This window comes from Hyphomonas sp. UBA4505 (assembly GCF_002388685.1).
Classification (GTDB): Bacteria; Pseudomonadota; Alphaproteobacteria; order Caulobacterales; family Hyphomonadaceae; genus Hyphomonas.
The window spans coordinates 40,170-55,130 of sequence record NZ_DGMZ01000008.1; the positions used below are offsets into that span (position 1 = coordinate 40,170).

Consider the following 14,961-nt stretch of genomic DNA (forward strand, 5'->3'; position numbering starts at 1 on the left):
TCTGAATGCGCGACGGCCGGGCGTATCCTCACGCCTGGCCGCGTGCGCTCAAACGGCTCAGCTAGCGCGACCATCCACGCGCCAGTCCGGGAAGCGGCGAGCCCTTCCGGTGAACATCAGGCAGACTTCATTGCCCGCCGGGTCGCGCAGCCGTGCCTCGCGCCAGCCCCAGGATTCGTCAGTCGGTGGACTGTCAAAGACAAGCCCCTGCGCTTTCAACGCTTCGACATGCGCATCCAGCGCGTCGGCGGAGGGATGGTCGAAATAGATCACCGTGCCGGAGCCCGCAGACGCGCCGACCGGCGGGCTGACCGTATGGAGCGACAGGGTCGCGCCGCTGCCATCTGGGCTCTCGAATCGGGCATAGCGCGGCGGAGCCTCCACAATCTGCACCATGCCCAGCGCCTCATAAAAAGCAACGCTGGCGGAGTAATCGAGGCAGGGTATGGTAATCTGGTTGAGGATCATGGACGGGCCTTTCATGCGCATGCTGAGAGTAAGGCCGTGTTGTAATTGCTCAACCTAGGTTGAGGTCAACTGGCTGATCTTTTGTCGGTTACACCTGAACGTACCCTTCCTTGCCGAGCGCTCATGCTGAGCGAAGTCGAGGCACGAGCGCGGGATTGCGAAAACTGGGTCCCGCATGTTTGCTGCGCAAATTCCGGGATGACTAGTAACGAGCAGTGCGAGGCCAATGCATTACTAGACGAACCTCGCCTACACTTCGCTTCCAAGCTGTCTAAAAAGCCGCTTGCAATCGCCGATGGTCTCAACGGTTGTAAAAGCCGGCGGTCTTACTTCAAACTCGTCGCAAAGCTTATCCGCCAATGCCTTAGACGCTTCAATCAACGATTCAATTTCATTGAGCGTGATACCTGCTTCCTTAAATGCATCGTCAAAATCCAATCGTGAATCACGATGAGCAAAAGCCTTATTGCGCAGGGTGCTAACCTTACTTGAAACTACGTGAGTGCCCTCAAGCACTTGCGTGAGTTCCGCGTGTTTAACATGATGAATCCGGGACTTCACACGTTCTAACACAGACTGGAAACACACACTTTTATTCGTTTTCTCGAACAACGCGCCCAGTTCAACAATGAGCACATACCTCAAAATGTGCCCTTGGAATCGAAAGAACCAAAAGTATTCATTCATCTGATCGATTATCTGCGGACGATAATCGCTACCTTCAATAAATTTGTACAAGTCGAAATACGCGCGCGATCGTTCGATCAGGCGCGCTAGGATATCTACTTGTCTTTCTAACTGGATCAACCGACCTCACAACGGAATATTATCGTGCTTCTTCCAGGGGTTTTCCAGCTGCTTGTTGGCCAGGGCCCGGAGGGATTTGGCGACTCGGCGGCGGGTTGAGTGCGGCATGATGATATCGTCGATATAGCCCTTGCGCGCGGCGACGTAGGGATTTGCGAAATTGTCCTCATACATCTTGGTGTGCGCAGCGATCTTTTCCTCGTCGCCAAGATCCTTGCGGAAGATGATCTCGACCGCGCCCTTGGCGCCCATCACGGCGATCTCGGCCGTCGGCCAGGCATAGTTCACATCGCCGCGCAGATGCTTGGAGCTCATCACGTCATACGCGCCGCCATAGGCCTTGCGGGTGATGACGGTGACCTTGGGCACAGTCGCCTCGGCATAGGCGAACAGAAGTTTCGCGCCATGCTTGATGAGGCCGCCATATTCCTGCTTGGTGCCCGGCATGAAGCCCGGCACGTCCACGAAGGTGACAACCGGAATGTTGAAACAGTCGCAGAAGCGGACAAAGCGCGACGCCTTGCGGGAGGCGTCAATGTCCAGAACGCCAGCCAGCGTCATCGGCTGGTTGGCGACAAAGCCGACCGTGGAGCCCTCAATGCGGCCGAAGCCACAGAGAATGTTGGCGCCGAATTTCGGGCTGATCTCGAAGAAGTCGCCTTCATCGGCCACTTTCTCGATCAGCTCGCGCATGTCGTAGGGCGAGTTCGGGTTGGGCGGGATCAGCGTGTCGAGGCTGTCTTCCACGCGCTCGGCGGAATCATAGACGGTGCGGACCGGCGGGTCTTCGCGGTTCGATCCGGGCAGGAAGTCGATCAGGCGGCGCATCTGGACCAGCGCCTCGATGTCATTCTCGAACGCGCCATCGACCACGCCGGACTTGGCCGCATGAACGGATGCCCCGCCGAGGGATTCGTGGGTGACTTCCTCGTTCGTCACGGTCTTCACCACGTCCGGGCCGGTGACGTACATGTAAGACGTGTCCTTCACCATGAAGATGAAGTCGGTCAACGCAGGCGAATAGACGTCGCCGCCGGCGCAGGGGCCCATGATGACGGAGATTTGGGGGATCACGCCGGACGAGAGGACGTTTTCCATGAAGATGTCGGCATAGCCGGCGAGGCTGTCGACGCCTTCCTGGATGCGCGCGCCGCCCGCATCGAAGATGCCGACCACTGGCGCGCCATTCATCACGGCGGCCTTCTGGACCTTCACGATCTTGGCGGCATGGGTTTTCGACAGGGAGCCGCCGAAGACGGTGAAGTCTTTCGAGAAGACATAGACGAGGCGGCCATTGATGGTGCCCTGGCCGGTGACAACGCCGTCGCCGGGGATCTTCTGCTCATCCATGCCGAAATCGGAGCACTGGTGCTCAACGAACATGTCGTATTCTTCGAAGCTGCCTTCATCCAGCAGCACTTCGATACGCTCCCGCGCGCTGAGCTTGCCTTTGGCGTGCTGGCGTTCGATTCTTGCAGCGCCACCGCCCTGACGGGCCTCTTCGCGTTTGGCTTCCAGCGCTTCGATCACGTCCTTCATGGGGCTCTCCCGGCCTTCTGTTTCTGTTTACTCCCCCGTGATTATACGGCAGCGCAACAAAGGCAAGTGCGGCGTTAGGCCCTTGAAAACGCAAACGCCCCGGATGTCTGGTCCGGGGCGCCGCGGCAGGGCGATCATTCTGGTCGGCCCGCCGCCAGGGGTGCCGTTGCGTCAGTAGCCGTAGCGGCTGTGGCCGTTCTGGCCGCGATTGCGCGCCTGACCCGTTTGCGGAATACCGTCAAGCCGGGCGACCTGTCCCCGCCGAACGAGACAGGTGACGTCGCGTTCCCGCTCGCGGCGGCGGTTCTCGAATTCCACATCATCAAAGCGGATGCGGAAGCCGTTCGGGCCGATCTGCTGGATTCGGCGGTCATCATCGAAATCGACATCGTGGAAGCCGGCCCGCCATGCCGTGCGACTGATCGCGGCGCGGCAGGCCTGAACGGCGTTGCGACGCAGCTGGCGTTCCTGCCGGAGCGACTGGCCCCATTGATTGGCGCGATACCGGCCATGACGGCCCGTCGGGGCATTGTGGCCGATTTGGATCGACAGGCCTGTCGCACCAAGCCGGGTCTCAAGTTGGGCGATGCTGCCCCGGGCCGGGTCGGCCATTGCGGGGGCGGCGATGAGGGCGGACGCAGCAAGGGCAACGGCAGCCACTCGGACATTCATGATTTTCTTCATCATGTGCCGAGCAGACCACGCGCCACAGGAACACGGCCTGAGCGCGGCGTTCATCGCAGGTTTCGCTGCGGTTCATCTTCGTTCAACTGCGGGTGCGCGCTGTTGCACAGGGCGATCAGCCGAGGCCGACGAGCCAGGTTTCCAGCGCCTTGGCCTCGATGCGGCGCAGCGCCGTGGCGGCCTTGGCTTCATCGTCTTCGCCCCAGTGCTGGGCCTGCCAGGCCTCGTCAATGCGGGCGACCTCGAACGCGTCGGTCGCCGTCAGTTCGCCCTCGACCACGGCCATGGCGAGCACGGCAGACCCGTAAAGGCCGCATCCGAACAGGAGGCCTGTCAGGGCAAAGTCATCAAGACCGAGCGCATAGGTCCGCGCCGCTTCCAGCGAAGCATCCGGCTGGGGCGAGGCAATGATGCCTTCGACCGGCACGAGGATCACATCCAGCGCCTGTCCGGCCCAGGCGCGCAGCGGGGCCCAATGGGCCTCTTCCAGCTCAGCCAGTTCCTCGGGCTCCTCGGCGATGTGACAGACAAGATCGGTCTCGCAATAGCGGGCCAGTTCATCCGCCATCTCGTAACGGGTCTCCGGCACACGATCGATCGCAACATTGGCAAGCCGCGTGAGGTGCATCGACATCAGGTCGATCTCTGCGTCCTGCGCATTCCATTCAGCGGCAACCGCCTTGGCCAGCTTTTCCGTCGGCAGCTTCAGGGCGACGCGCGCAGGCGTCTTGATGGAGCGGCCATCCAGTTCCACGGTCCAGCCGCCGGGGATCTGCTCCGGCTTGGCACTCTCGTAGAAGCGTTTCGGCTTCGGGGTCTCTTGGGTCTCGGTCTCGTCAGTCATGGCCGGGCATGTACGCCCATGAGGGCGGGTTTCCAAGAGGGGAAGTGCTACAGGGCCGGCTCAAACGCCAGCAGGCTTTTGCGGAGCGTGTCGAACTCATGGTGGATTTCGTGGGCGCCGACTTCTTCGAGTTCGTGGGCGGCGCCGAAGCCCCAGCTGACGCCGTGCGTGTAGACGCCTGCCGCACGGCCCATGGAAATGTCGTGGATGGCATCGCCGATCATGAGGCTTTCATGCGGCGCGCAGCCGAGGGCCCCCATTGCCTGTTCCACCATGTGCGGATGCGGCTTGCCGGGGCCGTCATCGGCGCACCAGACCGTATCAAAGAAATGCTGGATATCGTGTGCCCCGAAAAGGCTTTCGATGCCCTTGTGAGTCTTGCCGGTCGCCATCGCGATGAGCCAGCCTTCCTCGCGCAGCATTTCGAGCGTTTCCAGCGCGCCATCATAAAGCGGCTGGGTGAAATCTGGCCGGGCCCGAGCGCGAACCCAGGACTCGCGATAATCATTCACCAGCCGGTCGATCTCGGCGGCATTGGCGTCTGGCGCAAGCTGGCCGCAGGCTTCATGCAGGCTGAGCCCGACAATTCGGCGCGTCGCATCATATTCCGGCGGCGTCAGGGCCGACAGGGTGAAGGCCTCAACCATGATTTCATGAATTGAGGTTCGGCTGTCGACGAGTGTTCCGTCCACGTCCCATATGGCAAGCTTCAAACCCGACATCAGATGAACGGTGCCAATGGGTCTTTGCCAGCTTCCTGTTCGAGGAAGCCGAGGGATTCAAAAGTCTGCTTCATGTGCGGCGGCAGCGGCGCGACGATCTTGATCGGCTTGCCAGTCTGGCGCGGTATGATGAGGCTGCGCGCGTGAAGGTGCATGCCGGGCGCAAGGCCCTGCGGCACTTCGCGGCGGGACTGGTATTTGAAGTCCCCGAGAATGGACGTATTCATTTCCAGCATATGAAAGCGCAGCTGGTGCATGCGGCCTGTTTCCGGCTTCAGCGCCACCCACGCTGCTTTCTGCCCTGCCGTGGAGATCACCGCATAGTCCGTGATCGAATGACGTGCGCCCTCGACGCCCTGCGCCGAACGGAACATGCGTTCGCGGTCCGCGTCGCGGCGGCCACGGGCCTTGGGATGGATGACGCGGTAGCCGTCTTCTTCGTTCTCGTCCTCAATGCCCTTCACCATCCAGCAACGTATCTGGCCAAAGGGCGGGTTGGGAACACCAACGGTAATGGCCCAATAAACCTTGCTCATGTCGCGGCTACGGAACTTCTCCGACAGCTGCGCGGCGGCCTTCGGATATTTGGCCAGCAGCAGCACACCGCTCGTATCCTTGTCGAGCCGGTGGACAAGGACCGGGCGATGCTCGCCATCGCCCAGCGCGGCCAGCATGCCATCAATATGGCGGCCCTGCCCTGATCCGCCCTGCACGGCGATGCCGGCAGGCTTGTTGATGGCGATCATCTCGTTATCTTCGTAGAGGATCAGGTCGCGGATGAATTGGCGGTCCTCCTCGGAAACGCGCTCGGCCTTTTTCTGCGCCGGACGGGTCGCGTCCGCGTCCATGATCGGCAGGCGCACCTGCTGGCCGGTCTCAAGGCGCGTATTGGCCTTGGCGCGCGAGCCATCGACGCGGATCTGCCCCGTGCGGAGCATCTTCTCGATCTGGCCCTGCGTGACCGGCACGCGGCGCTTGACCCAGCGATCAAGCCGGGTGCCGGATTCCTTGTCGGAAACCGTTTCAGTAACAATCTGGCCGCTCATGCGAATACCTTTCGGGCAATCAAAAGTCCTATGAACAGCGCGATCACGCCCAGTATCAATGAGAGCCCCGCATAGGTGCCTGCTTTCAGGGTTTCGCCCTTGCGCAGGAATTCCGCCACTTCCAGCGAGAATGCCGAGAAGGTGGTAAAGCCGCCGAGCAATCCTGTCGCCAGGAACAGCCGGGTCGTCTGGTGCAGCCCTTCGGCCTTCAGCGCCAGCCAACCGACCAGGAGGCCCATCAGCAGGCTGCCCAGCAGATTCACGGCGAATGTGCCATGCGGCCAGCCAGACGGCAGGTGGCGCACGGCCATAAGGCCGACCCCATGCCGGAGCGACGCGCCAATGGCGCCGCCTGCTGCAACTGCGAGAAATCCGTTCATGGCGGCCTTCTATCTTCAACCGGCCCGCTTAGCCAGTGCCGCATGACTCCGGCGCGGAAACGATTGCAGCTTGACTAATCGGCCCGGACCCGCCGAATGTTAGCGCTAAAATAAAGAACATCGTAGGGAGCCAATCATGAAAAACCGTATCGCCGCGAGCCTTGCCGGCCTTTTGTTCTGCCTGGGATCAGCCGCCGCCCAGGCCACACTTGATGTGGATCTCGACGCCCCGACCCACACAATCGCGCCGGAAATTTACGGCCAGTTCCTCGAACATGTCGGCACACAGCCCTATGGCGGGATCTGGGTGGGCCCCGACAGTGACATCCCCAACACCGATGGCATTCGCGATGATGTCTTCGATGCGCTGAAGGCGCTGAACGTGCCGGTCGTGCGCTGGCCCGGCGGCTGCTTCGCTGATCTCTATCATTGGCGCGACGGCATCGGCCCGCGGGCTGACCGCCCGGCACGGGTCAACATGGTCTGGGGCGGTACAGCGGAAAGCAATGAATTCGGCACGCATGAATTCTTTGAATTTGCCGAACGGCTGGGCGCGAAGACCTATCTCAATCTGAACCTCGGCACCGGCACGGCCAAGGAAGGCGCCGACTGGCTGGAATATCTCACGGCCGAAAGCGGAGACCGCGCCGAGGAACGCCGCGCAAACGGCCGCGATGCGCCATGGAAAGTCGACTATCTGTCCATCGGAAACGAGACCTGGGGCTGCGGCGGGGCCATCACGGCGGGCGCTTATGCCGATCTCTACGCGCAATTTGCGAGCTTTGCGAAAACGGCCGGCGACCAGCCGGTGCGCATCATCTCCGGCGCGCATGACGCAAACCCGGAATATGCCGACACAATCCTGGAACATCCCTATATCGCCGATCTGGCCGAAGGCATCTCCCTGCATGTCTACACCCTGCCCACCGGCGACTGGGGCAAGAAGGGCGCCGCGACCGGCTTCCCGGAGGCGGAATGGGCTTCGACGATGAAGCGCACCCTGCGCATGGCGGACGTGATCGAGGACCAGAAGGCCATTCTCAAGAAACACGATCTGCCCGCTGACGCATTCGGCCTGTACGTGGATGAGTGGGGCATGTGGGTGGACCAGGATGAGGCGACCGATCCGCCCGCGCTTTACCAGCAGGGCAGCATTCGTGACGCCATCGTGGCCGGCCTGAACCTCAACCTGTTCCATGCGCATGCCGACGTCGTGAAGATGACAAACATCGCCCAGATGGTGAATGTCCTGCAGGCAATGATCCTGACTGACGGGCCGGACATGGTGCTGACGCCCACCTATCATGTGTTTGACATGTACCAGCCCTTCATGAGCGCCGAAGCGCTGGAAATGAATCTTCAGTCACCGGACTATGTGTTTGGGGATGTTACGGTGCCGGCCATCAGCGCCAGCGCCGCGCGGACGGAGGATAGCCGCATCGTGCTGGCCCTGGTGAATGCGTCTGCCCATGACGACCATCTGGTCGATGCGAGCGCTTTCGGCGCCAGCAAGGCCACCGGCCGTATCCTGCAGGGAGAGGAGATGGATTCCCACAACACGTTCGACGGGCCGGACCGGGTGCAGCCGGCCCCCTATATTGTGGACGGTACTGCGGATGATCTTGTCCTCTCCATTCCGGCGCGCTCTGTCGTGGTGGTGACGCTCGACTAGGAACCAACGCATGGGCGCTTCGCCCTCTTGCGCGGCCGCCATTTCAGGATCAGATAGGTGTACGGTCGCGGGTGTAGCTCAATGGTAGAGCAGCAGCTTCCCAAGCTGACGACGAGGGTTCGATTCCCTTCACCCGCTCCAATGAAAAAAGCCGGCCCCTGAAGGGACCGGCTTTCTTCGTATCTGGAGAGGGTGCGCAGCTTAGAACAGTGAGACCGCGGGGCCTTTGAGCGTGTAGCGGTCCTTGCCGAGCGCCATGTCGATGGTCAGATAGCCTGACTGGCCCTTCAACTCGCTGGCCGGGACGCTATCGCCGATGCCCTTGGCGAGCACATTGCCGGACGTGGAGACAACCGACCAGCCAAGTGGCTCAGCGCGGGATTCCGCGAAGACGGCCTTGAGGTCAGTCTTGCCGTTCACCTGGGTCGGCATCGGAGCCTGCAGCGTCCCTTCAACACGGGAGAACAGCTGGACCAAATAGATCCGGCCATTGGCGCGCACAGCCGCCACACCGGTATGGTCGAACTCGCCGCGCTTGAGATTGGCCTTGTTGGCGGGGTCTGCCATCAGGGCACGATAGGCTTCTTCAGGCGTAGCCGAGTCATCCACAATGGCCATATTGGCGCCGAATGCCCCCACGAGGTGGGTGCGGTCCAGCAGGCGGACCCGGTCGAGATGACTGCGTCCTTCCATGTCCTCGTGGGCCACATAGCCCCGAACCGCCATGTCATAGGCATGGATACGTGCAGCTTCGTTCAGCGTCGCAAGGTTCGTCAGGCTCGCCTTGCCCGCATCGCTGCGGTCAGCGGCCGCGAACTGACCAAGCTGGCCTTGCATGAACGTATCCGGCGTGACGCCATTGAGGCCCTCAAAACAGGCTTCGGTTTCAGTCTGGAATGCAGCAGGCTGCAGGCCGAGACCATCCGACAGGTCACAAGCCTGTTGGGCATTCGCAGTCAGTCCCAGCGCCGCAAGCGCCAGAGCGGAGATTGACATATATCTGTATTGTTTCTGTAACATAAGTGTCACAATACCGTGTGTGACAGATTTGCGTCAAGTAATGACACTTTTACGTATCTTATCTGTATGCTACTCGGAGGCGTCTTGCCGGAAGGCCCTGCAATCACTCAGCATCCGGCTGGCACGCCCGCAAACCCGCCACAGGAATCACGGTCTCCCAACCTCCATCATTCAGTAGCTTGATGCGGCCAGTTGAGATTTTTTGCCCGCCCTCCACCATCTCGCCGGGCGTGATTCGCAGGGACATCGTCTCGCCTTCGATGGTCGTGTAATCCATTTCGGTCATGAATTGTCCGAACAAGGTCCCGCCCTGGCGGACCAGAGCCATGGTCTGCTGGGTTTCAGACAGCATGGTTTCGGCCGTCTGACTACCTGCCTTGGAGAAGTAGATGAAGCGTCGCGGCGCGCCCTGGGTCCACAGGAACAGCGCGCACTCGCCATCCGCAAGATCCTGCGCTGGTAAATTGCCTGCCTCGGGAACCTCCGGCGCCGGCGGAACGGGCCGCTTCTTGTCGCCGCTCGCACATGCCGCCAGCAGCAGCGCCCCCGCGACAATCGCAATTACCTGCCTCATGGCCTTGTCTCCATTCTGTTCATGGACCGCGTGTAGACCAGCGCACCATTCCGGTCTGTAAATCCCGCAGCCAGCAAGGCAGCGCGCAATTCATCATCAAAATTGGTCAGTTCCAATTCAAACCCATCCTGTGCAACAGCCTTGAGGACAATGCGTGTGCCGTCCCCCGCATCCCCAGACAATTGCGCAGTCAACCGGGTATCCGTGCACGTCAGCGGACCGCTGAGGACGGGCCAGTCCCGGCCAAACGATGCCGCGGCAAGGCGGGCCACATCGCTCGTCACATTCCCCGCCGCCGCCTCGCACCGGTCGCCAGACAATTTCACAGAGCCGTTCGAGAGTCGGAGGCTGCTGCCGAGCTGCGCAATAACAGGATCGGCGCCAACCTGCTCCGTTAGCGGAATATTCAAGGACACTTCTTCCGCCACAACAGACGATCCGGATGCCTTGATCCTGCCCCGCCCCTGGCCAAACGGCCCGCTCCACGACACATCATGCGACGGGCCGCCTGTCACGAAACGCAAAACATCGGAATCGAGATTGACCGCACCGAGCGGCGTGCCGCGCCATGACAGGCCGGTGACCTGACCATGCCAAACCGACCCACGCGCCTGCTGCCAGCTGACGCCGCGATCCGCGATACCTGACTGGCGCAAGGCAAAGGACAGGGGCGCGAAAGCGATCAGACCGCCAATCAGCGTGATGACGAAGAGCGCGACAAAGAGAAATCCTGTCCGCATCATGACCCGCCTCCCGCAAACTCAAAACTTGCCCGCACATAGCCAGCCTCCTCGGCGAACATGGTCACGCGTTCAGGCACGGCGCCATAGCGCATGTCCGCATCGGCCAGCCAGGCATAGACCAGAGTCGGCACCGTCCGCTCAAACTGCAGGATCAGTCGGCCGTCATCTGCGGTCTGCAACCGCGACACGGACAGGCCTCTCGCATTGGCAAGCTGCAACAGATCCGAACGTAAGTTCTGACTGGAGGCGCGGGCGGCAGTGGCACCGGCCACGCGCGTCGTTTGTGAGGTGAGCTCCGCCGAGACCACGTCGAGCTGCCGACTGGCGGCTTCCAGAGCCAATTTCGAGTCCGCCTTTGCAGCCATCAGGGGCCGCACGATCGCGAATTGCAGGAGCGCGACAATCACGAGCAGGAGTGCCACGCCGATCAATCCCCGCTCTCGTCCGGTGCGGCTGTTCCAGTATCCCATCATGACCGGCCTCCAATCGACAGATCGCCCACAACCCGTCCATCCTCAAGGCGCGTATCCCCCAAGCTGACCTGCAGGCCGGTGGCCTCAATCGCCGTCTTCAGATCCAGGTCAGCTCCAAAGGCCGGATATGTCAGCGTGGCGCGGAGCTCACCGATGGCGCGGTCATAGCGCAAGCTGACCAAATTCGCTCCGCTGACACTCTCCACCGCTCCGTATAGCGCCGCACTGGTCTGCTGGAAGCTGGGCGCGGCGACGCTGGTCGCTGACCCGGTGCGCGAGCGCAAGGCGGCGGCAGGATTGGACGGCACCTGCTGGCCCGGGAAAGCGGCGGCATATTGCGCGCGGGATTCCGCATCCAGCGCCGTCGTCAGATTCTTCATCGTATGCACCGACAGCGCCGTCTGCGCGCCCCATGCCACAAACAGGGTGGCTGCAAGCGCCGCGGGCAAGCGAAACTGTTTCAGGGAGATGCCGGTTTCAGAGGCGCGGGCATATGTGCCCTGCCGGAGATCGGTCAGGCGCGGCGCCGCCTCGGCCCAGAGCGCCAGTTCGGTCAGGGACTCTGCGCGGCGGGGAGCGGCGTTTGCCTCCGTGCCCTTGAGGAGCGCCGACATGACATCACTCGGCCAGTCATTGTCGAACGCAACGGGACTTCCCTCGACGGTCAGCAATTGATAGCGACCGAAATCGACCTGTTCGGTTGGCGGCAACAGGGACAGATCCGGCACAATCCGGGCCGATCCGAGGCCGGCCGCCTCAAGCTGGTCCAGCCAATGCTGCATGACTGTGTGCGACACGGCATAGACTATCCGGAACCCCGCATCGTCCTGATCCGCAGATACGGCGACGTGAACGGACTCGACCGGCACGGCGAGATCATCCTCGATCGCAAACGTCGCAAGGCGCGTCAGTTCTACCGGCCGCCGGGCCGCCGCACGCACCCGGTGCGCTGTCACTTCGGTTCCGGGAACGAAGACGACAACATCCGCACCAGATGGAATGCCTGCGCCCTCCGGTACGGGCTCCAGACCGGACGGACCGCTCCGCACGAACCGCCAGTTTTCGCCGTCCCTCGGGATTTCCGTGTAAAGTCTCGGGCGCATCAGCCAGATCTCCTGTTTGAGCCCTGTAGGACATAAATGCCATCGGTGCCACGCCCATAGGTCGCATCGATGCGAATCGTGCCCGTGTCGGAGGCAATCGAAATGGCAGCCCCAATCCGATCGGAGCGTATCGACAGCGCGCTATCCCGGCGCAATTCCGGCGCGATACTGGCCACATCCCGCGACAGGAGGAATTCACCAACATTCAGCCATCCCCCTTCCGGGCGCGACAGGATCAGTTGTTCGGCTTCGCTTGTGGACAACTCGTCGGAGAAGCGCGCTGCCAGCAGTGGCGCCTGAGCCGCTGTCAGCGTGTTGATGTTCAGCGGTGCATCATCCGACCTTGAACGGACGCAGACCAGGTTCGAAATCTCGTTCATTACATCCGGAGTGAAGCCGTCGATCGCGCGCAGGTCGCTGATAGAGACGAGCCGCTGTCCCGGCGTCCGATGAGGGATTGCCCGGCCTCCATACGCGCCATCTTCGGCGCCGGAGGCGCGGGGACTGGTATCCGCGTCCATCCAGTCGGACAGCGAATCCACCAGATGCTGCGCCTCGCTGTTGAACAGGCCTGCGCCCTCAAGCATGCGGTGGAGTTGGTCGGGGGACACGCTCCCGGCGGAGGCTTCACCGTCCCCCAGCGAAAGCGCATTCAGATTCAGGCAATTCGTGGCCTCGTAAAACCGGACGGAAATTGTCCCACGCGAATACGCAAATACAATCGGCTCACGGAACAACAGGGAGTCTGGCGTCAAGGCTCCGTCTGTCTTTGCCAGGGCCTCGTTCACAAATGCCTCACCCACAGACAAGGCCCCGCGTGTTGCCCAGAAGCTGTCGGCCCGGCTGGCCGAGACTCGCGAAACGCTGACAGACCGCGCCAGCGCATCGGTCGCCGCGAGCGCCGCTGTCGACATCAGGACGATGATGAGCAAGACGCTGAGCAGGGTCGCGCCGCGCTCATGATCGGAACGGTGCGAGCGTTTCATCCTGCGCCCCCAACAAGGAAAAGCTGGCGCAACTCATCGCCTTCTCCGAACACGAAAGTCAGCTCGACCAGATCCGGTAGCGTGTCTGATTGGCCCGGCCAGTCCAGTTGCCAACTGGTGCCGGTCAGAAAGCGCAGACCGACGCTGTCGAGGTCTTCGGCAATCACGCGATCTGCATAGGGCGTGTTGTAGACCGGATCAGGGCGCAGCCAGGCGCGGCGAACAAGGCTTCCGTCGGTCAGGAAGTATTCCACCCGTTGCAGGTCGCCCCGTGGCTCGACCTTACCGGGATTGATCCAGCCAGCCCGGGTGAAGGCCAGCAAGGGCTCCAGTGTGGAGAATCCGCCGCTGAAGGCCTTGGGAGCATCGAGCCCATTGGGCGGTTGGGTCAGGCGCAGGGTCGCAGTGGCGAGGTCATCCCGCAGCAGGCTATGGGCCGTATCCTGATCGCGAACCATCTCTGTGCGGGCCTCCACCATCTGGCCGGACCGCAAGGTCTGGATCAACAGGGTCGATCCCGCCACCATGAGCAGCGAGGTCACGGCGAGCGCCACCAACATTTCGATCAAGGTGAACCCGGCCGACTTGCTCATGATGTCGGCACCCGCATCAGGGTCTGACGGTTCACGAGTTGCTGGCCCGTTTCGGCATCGCCTATTGTCACGGACACGGAAAACAGGCCTTCCCGTCCGGTGGCGCTGATCGTGCGCATCCAGGTCAGCCTGCGCCCGCGCTGCGTGCTTTCCCCGGTGTTCACACCCGGCGGAATGGCTCCGGGGCGTACGAGCGCCTCGGCCATCAGATTGTCCGCTTCGACAGTGGCAAGGAACCGCTGGTCCACATGGCGCGCGCCAACAAGGGTTTCGTTCCCGAGATGCGCCAGCGACATGGCAGCAATACTGAACACGCCGAGCGCAACCAGCACTTCGACCAGCGTGAAGCCTTGCTGTGAACGCGGAGACGTCATGTCAGCGCTCCACCTCGACCATGCCGGACGACGACACGGTCAGGACACGCCGGTCCGTGCCCTCGATCAGGGTCAGCGGCTGCGCTGACACGATGCCGGTCGCGTCGGCCACGATGTGCGGCCAATCCTTCGGATCACTCTCCTGAAGCCCCCGGCGCGATGTTGAGACAGAGATCGCCAGAGGGGATGGCAATGTGTGCGCCGATCGCGGCAGCGCGACCCAGCGACTGTCACGCCAGGCTTCGGCCGCATATTCATCTTCCCCCAGGCGGATGGCGCGCACCTCGCCCGAGGCGATGGCCTCGTCTGCCAGACGGTCAATGGCCAGCTCCAGCCGCGCCACTTCCCGGTCAAGACGGGACGGCTGGCGGGGCAGCGTCATGACGATTGCGGCGCTGGCCAGCGCCAGAATGAAGAGCGCAACCAGAACCTCAACCAAAGACATGCCGGATTGAGAGGACAGGATTGGCGTCATCAGCTTGCGGGATCCCAGTTCCCGATATCGTCGTCCGTTCCGGCTTGTCCATCCGGACCAGTGGAGAAGACGTCATAGGCGCTGCCCGACCGTGTGCCAGGGAAAGCGTACTCGTATTCATTGCCCCAGGGATCAGTCCGCATGCGTTTGATATAGCCTCCGGGGCGGTACTGCGCGGCCTGTGCACCGGTGGGCGCCGTGCTCAGCGCCGCCAGGCCCTGATCTGCGGAAGGGTATCCGTACATGTCGAGATTATACATATCGAGCGCGCTTTCGAGCGCCGCAATGTCGGAATGCGCCTTGCCGATGCGGGACTGGTCGGTCGCCGGGGCGACATTCACGACGATCAGCGTGGCGAGCAGGCCCATGATGAAAACCACCACCATGAGTTCCACGAGCGAGAAGCCCGCCGTCTTGCGGCGCTTTTCCTGAGGGGTGCGGGGCGTGACTAAGTGCAT

At 62.0% G+C, this 14,961-nt stretch carries 19 protein-coding genes and 1 tRNA gene; 2 read left to right on the top strand and 18 right to left on the bottom strand.

Features of this window, described 5'->3' with window-relative positions; translation table 11 throughout:
- Positions 1-57: 57 nt before the first annotated feature.
- The 8 genes from B3527_RS05000 to crcB all read right to left on the bottom strand — a co-directional run bounded on the left by B3527_RS05000 (position 58) and on the right by crcB (position 6,490).
- Positions 58-468 carry a VOC family protein gene (locus tag B3527_RS05000; RefSeq protein ID WP_206990805.1) on the bottom strand — a complete coding sequence of 137 codons (411 nt, stop codon included), beginning with the start codon at positions 466-468 and terminating at the stop codon, positions 58-60.
- A 249-nt stretch (positions 469-717) separates the two neighbouring features.
- Positions 718-1,275: a hypothetical protein gene (locus B3527_RS05005; protein ID WP_290478729.1), complete on the bottom strand. Its 558-nt coding sequence runs from the start codon at positions 1,273-1,275 to the stop codon at positions 718-720.
- Positions 1,276-1,281: 6 nt separating this feature from the next.
- Positions 1,282-2,814, bottom strand: coding sequence for an acyl-CoA carboxylase subunit beta (locus B3527_RS05010; protein ID WP_290480705.1), 1,533 nt, complete (start codon positions 2,812-2,814; stop codon positions 1,282-1,284).
- A 171-nt stretch (positions 2,815-2,985) separates the two neighbouring features.
- On the bottom strand, positions 2,986-3,501 hold the full coding sequence (locus tag B3527_RS05015) for a hypothetical protein (RefSeq protein ID WP_206990807.1): 516 nt from the start codon (positions 3,499-3,501) through the stop codon (positions 2,986-2,988).
- 112 nt (positions 3,502-3,613) lie between these two features.
- A complete protein-coding gene (locus B3527_RS05020; RefSeq protein ID WP_206990808.1) occupies positions 3,614-4,342 on the bottom strand; it encodes an ATP12 family chaperone protein in 729 nt (242 codons plus the stop codon).
- A 47-nt stretch (positions 4,343-4,389) separates the two neighbouring features.
- Positions 4,390-5,064, bottom strand: coding sequence for an HAD-IA family hydrolase (locus B3527_RS05025; RefSeq protein ID WP_290478732.1), 675 nt, complete (start codon positions 5,062-5,064; stop codon positions 4,390-4,392).
- Positions 5,064-6,110, bottom strand: a complete 1,047-nt coding sequence (locus B3527_RS05030) for an RluA family pseudouridine synthase (RefSeq protein ID WP_290478733.1) — start codon at positions 6,108-6,110, stop codon at positions 5,064-5,066. Before B3527_RS05030 ends, B3527_RS05025 begins: the two co-directional genes overlap by 1 nt.
- On the bottom strand, positions 6,107-6,490 hold the full coding sequence (gene crcB / locus B3527_RS05035) for a fluoride efflux transporter CrcB (protein ID WP_290478734.1): 384 nt from the start codon (positions 6,488-6,490) through the stop codon (positions 6,107-6,109). The genes B3527_RS05030 and crcB overlap by 4 nt, the downstream gene beginning before the upstream one ends.
- Positions 6,491-6,626: 136 nt before the next feature.
- On the opposite strand from crcB, the gene B3527_RS05040 reads away from it, so the two are divergent.
- Together B3527_RS05040 and B3527_RS05045 are read left to right on the top strand one after the other, a co-directional pair.
- Positions 6,627-8,162 (top strand): alpha-N-arabinofuranosidase, encoded by a 1,536-nt coding sequence (locus tag B3527_RS05040; RefSeq protein WP_290478735.1) that lies wholly within the window; start codon positions 6,627-6,629, stop codon positions 8,160-8,162.
- 67 nt (positions 8,163-8,229) lie between these two features.
- Positions 8,230-8,303 (top strand) — tRNA-Gly (locus B3527_RS05045).
- A 60-nt stretch (positions 8,304-8,363) separates the two neighbouring features.
- Here B3527_RS05045 and B3527_RS05050 read toward each other — a convergent pair.
- From B3527_RS05050 to gspG, 10 genes are all read right to left on the bottom strand, one after another.
- Positions 8,364-9,158: a CAP domain-containing protein gene (locus B3527_RS05050; RefSeq protein WP_290478736.1), complete on the bottom strand. Its 795-nt coding sequence runs from the start codon at positions 9,156-9,158 to the stop codon at positions 8,364-8,366.
- A gap of 127 nt (positions 9,159-9,285) precedes the next feature.
- A complete protein-coding gene (locus B3527_RS05055; protein WP_290478737.1) occupies positions 9,286-9,756 on the bottom strand; it encodes a hypothetical protein in 471 nt (156 codons plus the stop codon).
- Complete coding sequence (gene gspN / locus B3527_RS05060; RefSeq protein WP_290478738.1) at positions 9,753-10,499, bottom strand: type II secretion system protein N; 747 nt, start codon at positions 10,497-10,499, stop codon at positions 9,753-9,755. The genes B3527_RS05055 and gspN overlap by 4 nt, the downstream gene beginning before the upstream one ends.
- On the bottom strand, positions 10,496-10,972 hold the full coding sequence (gene gspM / locus B3527_RS05065) for a type II secretion system protein GspM (protein WP_206990819.1): 477 nt from the start codon (positions 10,970-10,972) through the stop codon (positions 10,496-10,498). The genes gspN and gspM overlap by 4 nt, the downstream gene beginning before the upstream one ends.
- Positions 10,969-12,075, bottom strand: coding sequence for a type II secretion system protein GspL (gene gspL / locus B3527_RS05070; protein ID WP_290478739.1), 1,107 nt, complete (start codon positions 12,073-12,075; stop codon positions 10,969-10,971). Before gspL ends, gspM begins: the two co-directional genes overlap by 4 nt.
- Positions 12,075-13,061: a type II secretion system minor pseudopilin GspK gene (gene gspK / locus B3527_RS05075; RefSeq protein ID WP_290478740.1), complete on the bottom strand. Its 987-nt coding sequence runs from the start codon at positions 13,059-13,061 to the stop codon at positions 12,075-12,077. The genes gspL and gspK overlap by 1 nt, the downstream gene beginning before the upstream one ends.
- A complete protein-coding gene (gene gspJ / locus B3527_RS05080; RefSeq protein ID WP_290478741.1) occupies positions 13,058-13,654 on the bottom strand; it encodes a type II secretion system minor pseudopilin GspJ in 597 nt (198 codons plus the stop codon). The genes gspK and gspJ overlap by 4 nt, the downstream gene beginning before the upstream one ends.
- A complete protein-coding gene (gspI, locus tag B3527_RS05085; RefSeq protein ID WP_206990823.1) occupies positions 13,651-14,028 on the bottom strand; it encodes a type II secretion system minor pseudopilin GspI in 378 nt (125 codons plus the stop codon). The genes gspJ and gspI overlap by 4 nt, the downstream gene beginning before the upstream one ends.
- Position 14,029: 1 nt before the next feature.
- On the bottom strand, positions 14,030-14,503 hold the full coding sequence (locus tag B3527_RS05090; RefSeq protein WP_206990824.1) for a PulJ/GspJ family protein: 474 nt from the start codon (positions 14,501-14,503) through the stop codon (positions 14,030-14,032).
- Complete coding sequence (gene gspG / locus B3527_RS05095) at positions 14,503-14,961, bottom strand: type II secretion system major pseudopilin GspG (RefSeq protein WP_206990825.1); 459 nt, start codon at positions 14,959-14,961, stop codon at positions 14,503-14,505. Before gspG ends, B3527_RS05090 begins: the two co-directional genes overlap by 1 nt.

Bases quoted from the DNA above. Each gene is read 5' to 3' on its own strand.
- B3527_RS05000 (WP_206990805.1), bottom strand. From the start codon at position 468: ATGATCCTCAACCAGATTACCATACCCTGCCTCGATTACTCCGCCAGC.
- B3527_RS05010 (WP_290480705.1), bottom strand. From the start codon at position 2,814: ATGAAGGACGTGATCGAAGCGCTGGAAGCCAAACGCGAAGAGGCCCGT.
- B3527_RS05015 (WP_206990807.1), bottom strand. From the start codon at position 3,501: ATGATGAAGAAAATCATGAATGTCCGAGTGGCTGCCGTTGCCCTTGCT.
- B3527_RS05020 (WP_206990808.1), bottom strand. From the start codon at position 4,342: ATGACTGACGAGACCGAGACCCAAGAGACCCCGAAGCCGAAACGCTTC.
- B3527_RS05025 (WP_290478732.1), bottom strand. From the start codon at position 5,064: ATGTCGGGTTTGAAGCTTGCCATATGGGACGTGGACGGAACACTCGTC.
- B3527_RS05030 (WP_290478733.1), bottom strand. From the start codon at position 6,110: ATGAGCGGCCAGATTGTTACTGAAACGGTTTCCGACAAGGAATCCGGC.
- crcB (WP_290478734.1), bottom strand. From the start codon at position 6,490: ATGAACGGATTTCTCGCAGTTGCAGCAGGCGGCGCCATTGGCGCGTCG.
- B3527_RS05040 (WP_290478735.1), top strand. From the start codon at position 6,627: ATGAAAAACCGTATCGCCGCGAGCCTTGCCGGCCTTTTGTTCTGCCTG.
- B3527_RS05050 (WP_290478736.1), bottom strand. From the start codon at position 9,158: ATGTCAATCTCCGCTCTGGCGCTTGCGGCGCTGGGACTGACTGCGAAT.
- B3527_RS05055 (WP_290478737.1), bottom strand. From the start codon at position 9,756: ATGAGGCAGGTAATTGCGATTGTCGCGGGGGCGCTGCTGCTGGCGGCA.
- gspN (WP_290478738.1), bottom strand. From the start codon at position 10,499: ATGATGCGGACAGGATTTCTCTTTGTCGCGCTCTTCGTCATCACGCTG.
- gspM (WP_206990819.1), bottom strand. From the start codon at position 10,972: ATGATGGGATACTGGAACAGCCGCACCGGACGAGAGCGGGGATTGATC.
- gspL (WP_290478739.1), bottom strand. From the start codon at position 12,075: ATGCGCCCGAGACTTTACACGGAAATCCCGAGGGACGGCGAAAACTGG.
- gspK (WP_290478740.1), bottom strand. From the start codon at position 13,061: ATGAAACGCTCGCACCGTTCCGATCATGAGCGCGGCGCGACCCTGCTC.
- gspJ (WP_290478741.1), bottom strand. From the start codon at position 13,654: ATGAGCAAGTCGGCCGGGTTCACCTTGATCGAAATGTTGGTGGCGCTC.
- gspI (WP_206990823.1), bottom strand. From the start codon at position 14,028: ATGACGTCTCCGCGTTCACAGCAAGGCTTCACGCTGGTCGAAGTGCTG.
- B3527_RS05090 (WP_206990824.1), bottom strand. From the start codon at position 14,503: ATGACGCCAATCCTGTCCTCTCAATCCGGCATGTCTTTGGTTGAGGTT.
- gspG (WP_206990825.1), bottom strand. From the start codon at position 14,961: ATGCACTTAGTCACGCCCCGCACCCCTCAGGAAAAGCGCCGCAAGACG.